Genomic DNA, 14,951 nt, shown 5'->3' with positions numbered 1-14,951 from the left:
ATGAAGCCAGATACGAGATTCAATGAAATTAGGCTGGAAGTGTATTCAGATGAAGTATTTACTATCAAAGATCCAGTTGAAAAATCAGAATGGATGTATTTGGCGGCTCTATTTATTCCTGTAGAAAATAAGCAAAATATTCTCTCACATTTAAATGCTGCAAGGTGTAAAAAACATCGGGATTGGACAGATTTCGAAGAGGATTGTACACATCCATGTGGGTATCATTCAAAAAATGATACAGAAGTGCACTATAAAGAGGCACGAAAAAGAAACAGAAAATTTGAGATAGGTCTCGAATGGATCGAATTTATTCGAGATATTGCTCCTCGAAAATCATATTTAAATGTCTATTTTAAAATTATTGGACTGAATTTATCAAATCTGGAATTTGATGTATTTCGAAGTGATATTTCAGATAAGCCCGAATTAAACATATACAACCGATTTTATCGAACTGTTCTTTCGGGGGGTATGAATTATTTTTTCAAAGATTATGAAAAAGTTGTCATTGAACATATATACCATGACAAAGGAAGCCAGGAAAAGCATGAATATTTCCCATGGCATCCAATACATTCGATAAATGTGAATAATGACAAAATTGAGATATGTAATGACTGGATTGAATTTATTGATTCAGATCACAAGAAGAGCAAACAGGTTGAATCGCACTTTATTCAGCTTATAGACATTATTCTCGGTGCCACAAAGATGTGTCTCCATAATGATGCAGAGAAATATGAAAAACGAAAAATTGGCTATGAATTTAAGCCCGTTATGGAAAATCTTCTGAATAATAAGCAGTTAGAATCGGGAAGATGGGTAGGACCATATTATTCAAAGTCATCTCCGTATTATAGAAGATATCATATCTCGTTTTTTCCAAAAAAATGTGTAAATAAATTCGAAGCAGCCAACTCACTGGATGGCAATTCAAATAACAAGCATGAAAGGGAGAATATGTTCTTTAGCAACCGTCCGGTTTATGGAACTGACCCTGAACAAAAAAATCTGTTCGATTTTTAACCATTTTTTGTAAAAAATGGCATTATTTCAATTTTAAAGCACAAATTTGGCGTTAATTCTCTCCTTTATCGGAAATTGGCGCTGTAATGTTTGAACCATTTGTATAAAAATTGCAATATCCATGAATCATTTCAATAGCCAGCCAGAAATCAATAAAATATTATTTGGAGAGAGAATCAGGGCCTGAGCTTGGAACCCGGGCAATGATATCATTGATGATTGTTACCATCTCACCCCACTTCTTCTGGACTTCATCACGGCTATAAAATGAGATATGTGCTGCACCATTGCGTTCATTGGATAATCTCCCGCATAAATTGCCGATTTGTCTCAGACGTTTTGTATTGCAACCGCGTTTGCGGAGAAGATTTCTGAATTCTTGGACGAGTGGGTTCGTATCCGCATCTTTTAGATCATTTACCAGATGTGCCCATTGACCCAAGGAAAGCGATTTTTCTTCTTTTCCCAGAACTGTTTTTATAGTCCTTGGCAATGGTGCGTGTTTATTACTCGACCCTTCCCAGAAAGTTTTCTTTATCCCGAACTTTGATGAAAAATAGGTAGTATCTGAATGAATTGTTTGTCGGATTGGTTTGAGGAGCGATTCATAGAGCAGTTTTTCAACACCTTTCCCATATTCTATGACAACCGGCCCGATATCATATTCATCCCTTTCCTGTGCATTGAATACACTGAAAAGGAGCCAGTCACCGGTTCTGAAAGTTTGCCTGATTTCTTCTGATTCAATGCGCTGGAGACTAATAACATGTGATGCAAGGGAATTGATTCCTTTTTGAACTTGCTTATATGTTATATTGTCTGGATTGATAGTCCTAGCCTTTTGAATCGTTTTTGCAGCCAAGTCATATTCCATTAATGCGATATGGCACTGTGTCATTCCAAGGATAATATCATCATTGTCTGGATCTTCCTGCATCGCTTTTTTACACCATTTACCTGCGGACCGGTAGTTCCCTTCCAAAAAGAGGGTTGATCCGATTTGTGACATGATATGAACCCTCTCAGGAGCTGAATCTGCATTGGGGAGTGCACGTTCATACCTTTCCCGTGCTTCCTGACAAAAATGGAATGAATGGAACCCAGCACCGATAATGAGATCAGGATTTCCGGAGAATCCACATTTTTCATATTCAGTTGCTAATGTCTCGAGGAATTGGTTTCTGAGATCGTCATCAGACCATGTCACAACATCAAATACGATTGGATTAACAATTTTTGAGAGAATCAATTGTACAGTATTTTCCGATTCTTTGCCCAGAGAGAGGAGTGAAGAAGAGACTAAATCTTCAATTTCTGCATCAATACTACCTGTTTTCTGGCATTTTATTAATGCAGTGGATATTAGACATGATGCCTTCTCTCTGGGATTATCAGTTGCCTCTGTTGCTTTGCGGAGCATATCAATTGCTTCATCATCCTTCCCGGCATGTCGACACAGAGCTGCCTTTTCCTGATACAGATATGGTTTAGGCTTCAGACGAATGAGACGATCGATCCAGCGCCTCGCATCGATATACTGGTATGACTGTGTAGCTGACGTATACCGACGCTCATAAACCTCAGTTTTCATCAGCCTTTCGCTTTCTCTGATTGTTTCAAAGTTACTGTCATAAAGCGTCCTGTTAAAATAGTCCAAGCGGCCTGAAATATGGATGAAATATTTATCCTCTAATTCATTGATTGTAATGGCCTCAGTTAAATGTTCATATTCAAGATCGTGATGGCCAGTTCTTCGGCATGCTTCTGCCAAATTTAATTCTATAGAATTGCGGGCATAATCAGGAAGATTCTGTGCATTCTGTTGGATTTTATCAATTTCATTCCTGAAGTGATCACTGCCATGGATATAAAACTCCATCTCAGCACAGTTTTTCCATTCAATGAATTCTTTATATTCACCGTTATTTGGATCAGTAGGATTTTTGGTTAGATGTTTTGTTAGTTTTTTCGCATTCTGATACCATTTCAGAGCATTTTGATAATCTTCAAATTCGCGATAATATGTCGCAATGTTGCTTGCAGTAAAATACTTCTCTTTTCCATCCTCCAGTCTGTTGAAAACGAATTCCCCAATTTTGGCTGCATGCTCGTAGTATTTAGCATTATATAACTGCTCCATTCTGAATTGCAGTATATCAAGTGAATTGTTCACGAAGCCAATAATTTCTTCCAATAAATCATCCCGGATCTCAAAGGGGTAATCATCATTGAGAACTGATATTTTATCCTTCCGGGAGAGCGTCAGAAACCATTCCTGATATGCGATTGTGGCCAGATCTAATTCAAATTTTGCCAAATCCTGGCAATTTTGTATACATTCAATATTATCCACAAACTCACGAACACTTTTTCCAAAGATCGCCTCTTGAAGAATAATTTCATATGGGATTTGCCAAATCGTGCATTCATGAAGTGATGGATCTTCAACCATTTGGTTTGAATATCCGTAAAAACGTTCCCGGTATTTGATATTTTTAAATATGTAGTTACTTGCGAGACGCTGTGTGTCAGCAGTAAATCCTGCAAAAGGGAAGAGTGGATCATCAGCTGCTAAGACATGACCATGGTATTTCCCAGTTCCATATTCAAGCATTTGCTGTCGTATTGCAATCATCTCAAGTTCATTGTCCATATGGCCTGCAGCCTCATCGAGACACGCCTCTAGATATTTTGTCTTGCTCACCCGCTCCCGCTCTAAACGGTCTTCATTATACTGGTGCATCAGGGATGGATTCTTCGAATGGCGGATTACCTCCTCAAATGGATTTTTTCCTGCATTTATTGCCTGAATCAAAATTTCCATTTCACCTTTGGGTCCCGGTGCGTCCTCATCAATATAATCCAATCCTGATGTTTTCCCAAAAAGGTACATTACGATATGACGAATCCGTTCCTGAAGGACTGGATTTGCATCTACTTTGTCCCTGATAAATAGTTTAAATCCAGGATCGCGTTTTACACGGAATAAAAACATGTTGTCCAACGCATGGTCGATAAATCGCTCATTTTTTTCCTGTTCTGAACAGTCTTGGACAGATTTTAGAAATTCTGTTGTTGTATAAATTCCATATGATTCCCAGAGAAAGTCTCTCATTGGTGCAATATTGAATTCCATGTATTATTTCCATAAATAGAGATTTCAGATGCAATTAAACATCAGAATCAACTATTTACAGAAAGAAAATTTCAAAAATATGTATTTAATTGTTTGTATTTTATTCTTCCGTAAATTGTCAGATATACACACTAATACTCTTATCACAATGTTCTGTCCCTTCTCTGATATACCCTAAATCACTGCATAAAACACAATTAGTGAAACAATATGAGGTTATTAAAAATTATACCACAGATTGTATAGCACCAGCTAAATCCCGGATACGTGAGATCATATTTGCTGAATAAAATATTATGAGGAGTCATTTCCCACTCTTTGCGGGACTAATCCTATGATAGCATTGATAATTGTAACCATTTCGCCCCTCTTTTCCTGCACTTCCTCACGAGTATAAAATGAAATATGTGCAGCACCGTTCCGCTCATATGATAGATCGCTGCACAGCCTTCCAATTTTATTGAGTTTACTTTCGTCAAATCCATTTTCGGCAAGCATCTTTCCAAAGCAAGACGCCACAGGATTCGTTTTTGCTTTGCCAATGTCTTTCATGAGGTGTTCCCATTGGCCGAGTGCAAGTGATTTTTCCCTTTTACCAAAAACGCTTTTCAATGACGGGGGAAGTCGTGCAATGGATTTTGACCCATTCCACAACTCTTTCTTCACACCACCATCTGGCATTATATATGATGTATTCCTTCGCATTGTCTCGCGGATCGGCCTGAGAATAACATCATAGAGCATTTTTTCCACACCTTTGCCATACTGGATGACAACCGGCCCAATATCATACTCATCCCTTTCCTGTGCATTGAATACACTGAAGAGAAGCCAGTCCCCGGTTCTAAATATCTTCTTGACCTCAACTGATTCTATACGTTTCAGGCTGATTACATGGGAGGCAAGGGTCTTGATCTCCTCTTCCATTTTACGATAGTCAGTATTATTAGGATCGATCAACCGAGCCTGCCGTATTGCACCTTCTGCCAAATCGTATTCCATGAGTGCAGTATGACACCGTGCAACTCCGGCAAGGCATTCTGCTGATTCAGAATTTTTCTGGTGTGCCTGTTTGAACCATTTACCGGCTGTTTCTGAATTCCCCTCAGCAAAGAATGTATCTGCAATAAGTGACATGATCCGTGCCTCTTCAGATTCCAAATCTGCAGACGAAAGAGCACGCTCAAACCATTCCCGTGCATCAGAACAAAGGCTATGTGAGAAAAACACTGTTCCAATAGAGAGACAAATATTGTCTGTTAAACCGCCTTTCTGATATGATCTAACTAAGGCATCGAGAAATTGGTATTTTAACGAAGTATCTGACCATCCAACAATTTCATAAATTATGGGGTTAAGAATGGCATACACATCTGGCTCTGCATCCATTTTTCCCATATTGGGAAGGGATGAGAGAGCAGAGGTGATCATGTCCTGAATATTTGCATTAACACTCCCACTTTTCTTTGCTTCAAGTAATGCGATGGAGATGAGACAAAAGGATTTATTTCGATTATCAGTTGCTTTTTCGGCAGCAATGCGATAGAAAGAAATTGCTTTATCGTTCTCACCAATATGTCGATATAATACTGCTTTTTCCTGATATTGATATGCTTGGGGATTTAATTTTATGAGGCAATCAATCCAATGCATCCCATCTTCATACTGAAACGACAGTGATGAGGCCCTACACCGTCTATGATACACCTTTTCAATTTGTGAATTATCATACTCCCTGATTTTTGTATAGTCAGCCGAGGGGAGCTGATTATACATGCCAATCCTTTGTAAAGCAGCTTCAAATGACTCGGCAAATTGTGGTTCGTTAGGATCTGCAAGATCAATAAAATCAGTCAGATGATCATATTCCATATTGTAATGACCTGTCCTACGGCAAGCCTCAGCGATATTATATACAACCACACTGCGGAGTAATACCGGCAGCTTCTGTGAATCGCGGATTATATGATCGATCTCTTTTCTGAAGTGTTCACTGCCATGGATATAGTATCCCATTTCAGCACAATTTTTCCATTCGATAAATTCCTTATGTATCTTGCTTGCAGGATCCAGTTTTTTTGTCAGCTTCTTCGCGATTCCATACCATTTCATTGCATTGTGATAGTCTTCGTATTCGCGATAATACGTAGCGATGCTGCTTGCAATGAAATATTTATTATTTCCTTTCTTTTGAGCCTTGAACAAAAATTCCCCCATTTTTGCCGCATGCTCAAAATAGTTGGCACGAAATAGGTGATTCATTCTGAACGTCATCACATCAAATGATTCGGTATCAGATTTAGCCATCATTTGGAGCAGATCATCGCGTAATTGAAAGTGATAGTCTCCGTTTAGAAATGAAATTTTTTCCTGACTAGAGAGTGTTAAAAACCATTCATAAGTCGCTATGGTCGAGACGTCTGCCTCAAATTTCCAGAGATCTAAGACATTTTTCCACTCATCTCCTGCAGTGGATGTGCTTTTTCCGAATATTACATTTTCCAGAAGACTCTCATATGGCATAATCCACGGAATACAGGTGTGTAGAAACGCATCCTGTGCCTTATTTTTTGAGTCAGGGAGGTAAAGTCCTCTGAATTTGAGATTGCTGAAAACAAAACTGTTTGCTGCATGTTGGATATTTTCAGTAAGCCCTGCAGCGGGAAAGAGGAGATCGTCAGCTGCAAGCACATGACCAAAATATTTTCCTGTCCCATGGTCAAGCATCTGCTGGCGTATAGCAATCATCTCAAGTTCATTGTCCATATGTTCTACAGCCTCTTCCAATCGTGCCTGGAGATACTTTACCTTGGCATCCCTCTCCTGAATCGCCCGTTCTGCCATATAATGCTGAATTTCAGACGATTCCTGTGAAAATACGAGTGCCTCCTCAAGGGGATTTTTCCCCTCTTTTTCAGCTCTCATCATGATTTCAGTCAAACCCTTCGGAGCTAACACTTCCCCTTTAAATGAAAACAATTTCGATGTTTCACCGAAGAGGTAGAGTACAATATGGCATACACGCTCCTGAAGGAGAAAATCGGAATGTACCTTGTCCCTCACAAAGAGGTGGAATCCGGGATCATGTTTTACCCGGTACAGTAATAGATTGTCAAGGGAATGGTTGATGAATCGTTCTTTTTTTTCATTCTGTGAACAATCCTGAACAGATTTTAGAAATTCTGTTGTTGTATAAATACCATACGATTCCCAGAGAAAATCACGAATTGGTGCAGTATTGAAATCCATATCATCTTCCCATAAATAGCAAATATCAAATGCAGAGCAGCATCAGAAACAACCATTACAGAAAGAAAATTTTAAAATGATTTATTTAACTCTTCTGAAATGTCACCATTCATACACCCCTCCCCTCCCAATATACTGCCCTTCACTGACATATTCTGACACTCCATATTGAAGCACATCATCCAGTGGATATTTCCTGATAATCCGGTCCGTATCAGTCTTGACCATACCACCGGGTGTCACCATGAAATATGAACTCTCGATCATATCTGCAGATTCAAACACCGGCTTCACCCCGTTCCGGAGAACAAGATCGCTGTGGCGATTGATAAAGGCCTGAAACTGGCCGTGGGTAACCGAGAGGTCATCCACTGCATCATCGTTTTCTCCTCTGATATGAAGCATCTGAAGCACCTTCCAGCGGTCGGGTGAGGTCCTGTTGATGAAACCCGTCATGTCCTCCGTCCAGCTCAATGACGTCACAGTTGTATTTACCTTCAGACGTATACCAGCATCACGTATTGCATCTGCAGTCTGTATAGCGTGCCTGACATGCCCTCCACGTCCCCGTCCAAGACGTTCCTCTATATGCTCGAATGCTGAGTCGACAGAGAGTGCAATCCAGTCAATATAGTTACTATGGGCATGCACCAGATCATCAGAGAGAAGCGATCCATTTGTGGTTATAGAGACTGTCATGCCAAGGCCATGTGCCTCACGACAGTAGTCAAAGAGTTGCGGATGAAGCAGTGGCTCACCACCGGCAAAATTGATTTTATCCATACCTGATTCAGCCAGACGGGTCAGAATTTCCACCCCCTCTGCATAAGGGACAGGGGCCTCACCAAGGTTTTGTGCAAAACAGAACCGGCAGGCATAGTTGCAGGAGGAGATCAGATGCCAGTTCACGGACCGGATGGTTGACGGAGATGTCATACAGTATTGTGACATGGGAAAGGACATCATACATGTTCGAAACAGTTTCATTTGTGCAGAAACTATATTGGGCCTGAGAAACAATCCATTGCTGATACCATGCATCTGCTTATCATCAGCGCCGGAGCCCATATCCATGAAACATTTCCCGCCACCCTCAAACAGCTAAACGGGATCACCCACGTCGGTGTTGTCGTCGAGGAAAGTGTCTTTCTGGACCTTCCCGGTGATAAAGAATACCAGAAACAGACGAAACCCGAGATTCGAAATGCGATTAAACAGGTACAACAGACCTGTGAGCTGGTTGCTGTGGATTTCCATGAAATCCGCATCCCGGACATCTCTCTCATCTCGGTCAGGGATGCAATTCTCTCCGCTGCCAGGATGGCGTCTGATGCACGTGTCACCTTTAACCTAAGTGGAGGGACAAAGATGCTATCCCTCTCCCTCTTCGCCATGGCCATCTGGCTTGACGGTGAAGTCTGCCTTACTCCGGATGCGGACACAGTGACTCCGATTGCAATACCAAAGATGCACATTGATGATATACGTAAAAATCCCAACTATATCGAAGCACTCCGTATTCTTGGTGAACATGCAAAGGATGCAACACCTGCCGTATCTCCCATATCATGGATGGCAGGTAAAGACTTCTCACGACTGATGATGCAACGATATCAACCGGTCAGGTTCTCAGACGAAACAAAAGTAAAACGTGAACCGAACAGGGGGATGGTAACCAAAATTCTTGATAAACCCATTCAGTGGGGACTCATCGAAGAACGTGTTCGGCCCGGAAACAAACGTGAGAAGGAATACCAGATTACCAGTGATGGATCATTCGCTCTTGCCATTCTTCGGGCCGAATCGAATGCTGGTAATCAGACAGATAGTTAACAATAAGAGAAACAGTTTCAAACAACCTCCAAATCATTCCGGGTCAACTCAGATGTATCACATGAAAGGAGGTGACAATATTACCAGCAAGAAGGCGCCAATGACCCCTGCTGCTGCACGGCGGATTCAGTCTGCAGCTGACCGGTCAGGTACAAATCAGGGTATGAAATCCCGTGCCATGAAGGCAGCTGCAAAAAACACCAAAAAGTAATATCAAACCCCATTTTTCAAAGTATATCAAATCATTAATGCCATATAGCGATAATTATTGATTTAGCGATATTTATGGCAGAATCCCCGTTTGATCCCATTGAAGCACTCGGCTTTATTCGGTCCTCGTACAGAAGTTTTGTAAATTCATTTCAAAAATTTAAAAATCCCGTTATCAAAGAGTGGATTGAACAGAGTATTGATGAAGGTACTCTGCTGTATAAGGGTCCGTATATTGAACTAAACCGCCGGTTTGAGCAAGGTGTTCCATTTTCTTCACTTGTTCAGCAGAACGCAATTCATGCATTTACTCCATTCTGTTTCACGGTAACGCCCGGAAATCGTGATGCAGACCTGATATCGCTCTACAAGCATCAAAGTGATGCAATCTCATCCATAACATCGGGAAACAATACTATCATCGCCACAGGAACAGGATCGGGAAAATCATTCTGTTTTGGCATACCCGTTGTATCAGAGTGCCTTTCAATGCAGGACAAGGGAATTGCAGGAATTAAAGCGATCTTTGTCTATCCCATGAATGCTCTTGCAAATTCCCAGTACGATGATTTTGCAAAGCGTTTGCATAACTCCGGTCTGAAGATTGCCATTTATACCGGGGATACGCCCCATTCAAAAGTGGATGCACTTACACAGTATATCCAGCGTACCGGACGAACTGAACCATATGACAGTGAGCTCCTCTCCCGCGAAGAGATTCACAAAACACCCCCCGATATTTTGATCACAAACTATGTCATGCTCGAATATATTCTCACACGTTTTGAGGATAAAAAGTTATTTCCGGCAGAAAGCCTCGGTGTTTTGCGATATCTGGTGCTGGATGAAATCCACACATACACCGGGAAAAAGGGGGCGGATGCAGCATATCTGATACGAAGACTCAAGCAACATACCGGGACGATAGGGGCACTCCGGTGTATCGGGACCAGTGCAACGGTCCAGGCAAAGGAGGATGAAGATGCAGAATCAGCAATTGCTGCATTTGCATCAAAACTCTTTGGTGAGCCATTTTGCAAAGAATCGGTGATAGGTGAATCATATATTCATCCTCCCCATGAAGGAGATGGAATTCTCCCAGACAGTGTCAAAATCGATGCCATTCCGGATTATTTCTCAGAACCAACACCTGACTATCTCAAAGAGATCACCGAAAACCTGCTTGGAAGACCACTCGAAGTCGAAAATCCCACTCCCCGGTATCTTGGAGAGGTGCTGGGAAAGCAAAAAACGGTCCAGTTTATTGAAACATCATTAAAAGATCAGATTTTGAGTGTTGATGAACTCGTTAACACATATTGGGCCGATGTCCGGGACAAGAAGGTATCAAGAGAAGATGCAGAAAATGAAATCCGTGCTGCATTTTATGCAGGAATGCATGCTGAGATTGATGTTGCCGGGGTCAGGCAGCGACGGCTTATTCCAAAAATTCACATGGTCTTCTCACAGGGGAGGGAGATCAAGAGTTGCCTGTCTGCAGGTGATCCCCACCTTCATGATGCAGGAGAGGTCACCTGCCCAATATGTGCAAAAAAAGGGAAGACACGACAGACATTTCCCATGGTATTCTGCCGGTCATGTGGTCAGGAATATTACAGTGTTGAAATTATGCCCAATGGGGAGTTAAAACCCCGGGAACTGGACAATCCGGGAAAAGAAGGACGGGCATGCTACCTATACAAAGGAACATTTGAGAATGGGGAATCATCCCCACCGGATACATGGTATACACCAAAAGGGGCAGTGAAAAAGAAATTTGAACAGTACATTGAGCCAAATACAGCTCTGTATTGCCCGGATTGCAACAAAATCTATACCAGTGATGACGATAAGGAGCCATGTATCTGTGCAGATAAAATACCAGTGACCATCCTCCCCGCACCGTTTCTGTTTTGTCCTTCGGATGGGTGTGGTGTTACCTATGACCGAAGGACCAGAAAGGAATTTAGCAAATTATTCTCCTTTGGCACCGTGGGCCGATCGACCGCCACAGACGTTCTGGTATCCCAGATGCTTAACACCCTTCCCTATGATGAGAGAAAGGTCATTGCATTCTCCGACAATCGTCAGGACACTGCCCTTCAGGCAGCCCATATGAATAATATTCAAAAGCGGATTCACTTCCGGCGGTCAATGTATCAGACCCTATTGGAATCAGATGAACCACTGCAGCTTATGGATATGGGTGAGGAGATTTACCAGATACTGAAAGAACATAAAAATGAAGGAGCATTACCGCCGTTTGCAAAAAATTCCGGAGGCGGACGGATGAAGGCAACAAAAAATGCCGAGCGGACGTATCGGAGATATCTACTCTTGAATGCCATTCTTGAGCTGGCATCAACACGGCAGAAAAATCAGCCGAACCTAGAAGATGTCGGCCTTCTCAAAGTCGGATACAACAATCTGGATGATGTGGCATCAGAGCCATCAATCTGGAAAGATGAACCGGTTCTTTCGGAAACAACTGCTATTGTGCGTGAGGATTATCTCAAGGGGGTTCTTGACATTATGCGGTATAATACTGCAATCCACTCCGAGTATTTCCTTGACCCCCTAAAATTTGCAGAAGAACTGCAGCGTTCACTGGATGAACAGGTGCTATTTCACAATGAACTCCTGAGTAGCAGACCCACGGGATACAGCGATACTGCCTCAACCAACCGATATGAAGCCACTGTCTATCGGTTGACACATCCCAATGGAACACTTGTAAAATGGACCAAAAAAGTATTTGGGGACATAGACACTGAGGCTGCTCAAAATATCATTCAGTACACCACTACCTGCCTTCTGGAAGAAGGTGCTCTTATTGAAGAAAATATTCCCCGAACCGGCAGGATTTTGATGATCGATCCTGAGGCAATATATCTGTCTCTTACCGATTCGTCCCGTCAGAAAGTCTGTAAAAAATGTGGACAGGTCCATCATTTTCATACTTTAGACCTTTGTACGGGTGCAAATTGTAAAGGACTGATTGAGCAGGATCTGGGTGCGAATTATTTCAGGATTGAATACAAAAAACCCTTCACGCAGGTTGTCCCCCTCTATGCTGAGGAACACAGCGGGCAAATTGACGGTACAATCAGAAAAGACCTGGAGATACGATTCAGAACTCCCGAGGAACCGGTCAATGTTATTGTCTGCACACCCACAATGGAATTGGGAATTGATATCGGCACACTTTCAGCTGTATATATGCGAAATGTGCCTCCCTCACCTTCGAACTATGCACAACGGGCCGGACGTGCCGGACGTAAGTCACAGTCTTCCATGATCATCACATTCTGTGGTGTCGGTTCACGAAGGGGGCCACATGATCAGTATTTCTACCGGTATCCGGAGCAAATCATTGCTGGAAAAATATCTGCACCACGTTTCCTCATGGATAATCGGAATCTAATTCGTTCACACATACATGCGCTGATTCTGGAGACAATAACTGTGAAAATACCACAGCGTATTGATGGAATCATCAATTTTGATGAGGAGGACACCCTCCCCTTTTATAAGGACGTAGGTGGGGGGATGGATGACGAACTTCTTGGGAAAGAGACCCTGCGTGACACAGTTTCAACCCACAGAATTGATATCATTACTGCCATTCAACAGGCAATTGCACAGGAAATTTCGGAGTATGACTGGTTAAACACTGGGTATATTGAGGAGGCAGTAGAATCGTTTGTTGATGAATTGGACCATGCATTCAATCTGTTCCGTGATGAATACAAATCGCTCCTTCGTGAACTGACCGAAGTTGACATACTCATTCGGAAAGGCAAAATTAATGAAAAACAGAGAAGGGGATTTGCAAATCGCCGGGCCTCAATTGAACACAAAATCTCAATAATGAAATCCGGTGGTGGAGATTTTATGACCTACCGATATCTCGGAAGTCAGGGATTTTTACCAAACTATGGGTTCCCAACACAGGTCACATCTCTTGAAATCAGCTATCGTGGTCTTTATGGTGCAGAAGAGGCGGAACTCAAGCGTGATCGGAGTATCGCCCTGAGTGAATATGCTCCTGGCAACAGTGTGTACTTCAGTGGTGGACGGTACTCTATTCGCACCCCCCGGCTGCGGACTGAAAATAACCAACCTGCCATGACCCGGGTGATGACATGCCCCTTCTGTGAGGCAGTCTATATGGAAGACAGTGAGATCGATTTTACCGGGGGGGCATGCCGTATCTGTGGGGGGACACTCGAGAATACATTTGCATACCCACATGCCATTGAGATGCCTGACCAACGGGCTGAGACACGGTCTGGCATTACCAGTGATGAAGAGGAGCGTCAGAGGCTGGGGTATGAAATCACGCACCACTATACACCAAGCACCAACCGTCGTTTCTGGGAAATAAAAGAAGATGAAACAACACTGGCCAAAGTGGCCTATGACCACTATGGCAGAATTGTAAGTATCAACCATGGCCCACGTAGCCTTGAAGATGACGAACCACAGGTTGGATTTACCCTTTGTACCGCCTGCAACAGATGGATTACCGGGAAAAACGGGGTAAGGGAGCATCTTGATCAGCACAATGAAAAGAAACGGTGCTGGAGAAATGGGACTGAAGATGATATTATTCGAAATATCATCTTGTTTACCGATTCAACGCATGATGTGATCAAGATCGATATCCCTGAACCTATTGATAAAAATGGGGAGCCACTAGATCGGATTCAATACGAATCCTTCTACATCACATTGGCACAGGCAATTGTTGAAGGTCTTCAGATCAGTATGAATGTGGATATCGATGAAGTGAAATATTTCCTCATGCCTGACCCCGATGACAGCGACAAAAAGAGCATTGTTCTTTATGAAACAGCAGAAGGAGGTGCAGGAATGCTTGAATCATTTATCAAACGGGGGGCATTCAATGACGTAATCCTTCAGGCCCGTACAATACTTCATGAATTCGATGAGAAAAAATGTGATCGTGCATGCTATGAGTGTCTCTGTAATTATTACAACCAATATTATCACGATAAGCTAAATCGGAACCTTGTCCTACCCCTCCTGAAAAAACTGCATTCATCAAATATTGAAGCGGTTCAGTCAGATGAAGGCGCACACAAAGATGGACTGACTGAACTTATCGATGAGTGCCAGTCAGAGTTTGAGAAATCATTTTTAAGTGAGGTATCAACCGCAGGGTTGCCCCTCCCCTCACACGCCCAGTACATCATATTTGATAATGGAGCCCCTGTCTCAACTGCAGACTTTGCATACCTCAAGAGTGGCCGGTCTCTGTTAATCTTCATAGACGGCCCGGATCATGATAATCCCTCGATTGCCCAAGATGATCAAAGGAAAAGAGACCATTTGGATCTCTTAGGATATTCGGTATTTACCATAACACACCGTGAGGATCTCAAACAAAGGATTCGGGATTTGGGATCAATTCTTGAATAATTACACTGGGAAATTCAACATATCCCCTTAACATAATTTATGGATTATC

The 14,951-nt window shown here is 42.2% G+C and carries 7 protein-coding genes; 4 read left to right on the top strand and 3 right to left on the bottom strand.

Going from position 1 to position 14,951, the window contains the following annotated elements:
* Complete coding sequence (locus OU421_RS11105) at positions 1 to 1,029, top strand: hypothetical protein (protein ID WP_268186158.1); 1,029 nt, start codon at positions 1 to 3, stop codon at positions 1,027 to 1,029.
* A 160-nt stretch (positions 1,030 to 1,189) separates the two neighbouring features.
* Here OU421_RS11105 and OU421_RS11100 read toward each other — a convergent pair whose 3' ends face one another.
* The 3 genes from OU421_RS11100 to OU421_RS11090 all read right to left on the bottom strand — a co-directional run bounded on the left by OU421_RS11100 (position 1,190) and on the right by OU421_RS11090 (position 8,350).
* Positions 1,190 to 4,165 carry a tetratricopeptide repeat protein gene (locus tag OU421_RS11100; RefSeq protein ID WP_268186157.1) on the bottom strand — a complete coding sequence of 992 codons (2,976 nt, stop codon included), beginning with the start codon at positions 4,163 to 4,165 and terminating at the stop codon, positions 1,190 to 1,192.
* Between the two features lie 294 nt (positions 4,166 to 4,459).
* A complete protein-coding gene (locus OU421_RS11095) occupies positions 4,460 to 7,414 on the bottom strand; it encodes a tetratricopeptide repeat protein (RefSeq protein WP_268186156.1) in 2,955 nt (984 codons plus the stop codon).
* A gap of 102 nt (positions 7,415 to 7,516) precedes the next feature.
* Complete coding sequence (locus OU421_RS11090; protein ID WP_268186155.1) at positions 7,517 to 8,350, bottom strand: viperin family antiviral radical SAM protein; 834 nt, start codon at positions 8,348 to 8,350, stop codon at positions 7,517 to 7,519.
* Between the two features lie 99 nt (positions 8,351 to 8,449).
* Here OU421_RS11090 and OU421_RS11085 point away from each other — a divergent pair, with 99 nt between their 5' ends.
* The 3 genes from OU421_RS11085 to OU421_RS11075 all read left to right on the top strand — a co-directional run bounded on the left by OU421_RS11085 (position 8,450) and on the right by OU421_RS11075 (position 14,902).
* Entirely contained in the window at positions 8,450 to 9,247 is a 798-nt protein-coding gene (locus OU421_RS11085; RefSeq protein WP_268186154.1) for a hypothetical protein, read from the top strand.
* Between the two features lie 61 nt (positions 9,248 to 9,308).
* Positions 9,309 to 9,458, top strand: a complete 150-nt coding sequence (locus OU421_RS11080; RefSeq protein WP_268186153.1) for a hypothetical protein — start codon at positions 9,309 to 9,311, stop codon at positions 9,456 to 9,458.
* Positions 9,459 to 9,532: 74 nt separating this feature from the next.
* The gene (locus OU421_RS11075; protein WP_268186152.1) at positions 9,533 to 14,902 is read left to right on the top strand and encodes a DEAD/DEAH box helicase; all 5,370 of its coding nucleotides are present in this window, start codon (positions 9,533 to 9,535) and stop codon (positions 14,900 to 14,902) included.
* The last annotated feature ends 49 nt before the right edge of the window (positions 14,903 to 14,951 follow it).

The sequence above is a fragment of the Methanogenium organophilum genome (genome assembly GCF_026684035.1).
Taxonomy (GTDB): Archaea; Halobacteriota; Methanomicrobia; order Methanomicrobiales; family Methanomicrobiaceae; genus Methanogenium; species Methanogenium organophilum.
Note: the sequence above shows the minus strand (reverse complement) of the source record. Positions and strands in the feature narration are given on the sequence as shown.

Excerpts from the sequence above, each read along its gene's own strand:
- OU421_RS11075 (WP_268186152.1), top strand. The coding sequence starts at position 9,533 with ATGGCAGAATCCCCGTTTGATCCCATTGAAGCACTCGGCTTTATTCGG.
- OU421_RS11085 (WP_268186154.1), top strand. The coding sequence starts at position 8,450 with ATGCATCTGCTTATCATCAGCGCCGGAGCCCATATCCATGAAACATTT.
- OU421_RS11080 (WP_268186153.1), top strand. The coding sequence starts at position 9,309 with ATGAAAGGAGGTGACAATATTACCAGCAAGAAGGCGCCAATGACCCCT.
- OU421_RS11105 (WP_268186158.1), top strand. The coding sequence starts at position 1 with ATGAAGCCAGATACGAGATTCAATGAAATTAGGCTGGAAGTGTATTCA.
- OU421_RS11090 (WP_268186155.1), bottom strand. The coding sequence starts at position 8,350 with ATGACATCTCCGTCAACCATCCGGTCCGTGAACTGGCATCTGATCTCC.
- OU421_RS11095 (WP_268186156.1), bottom strand. The coding sequence starts at position 7,414 with ATGGATTTCAATACTGCACCAATTCGTGATTTTCTCTGGGAATCGTAT.
- OU421_RS11100 (WP_268186157.1), bottom strand. The coding sequence starts at position 4,165 with ATGGAATTCAATATTGCACCAATGAGAGACTTTCTCTGGGAATCATAT.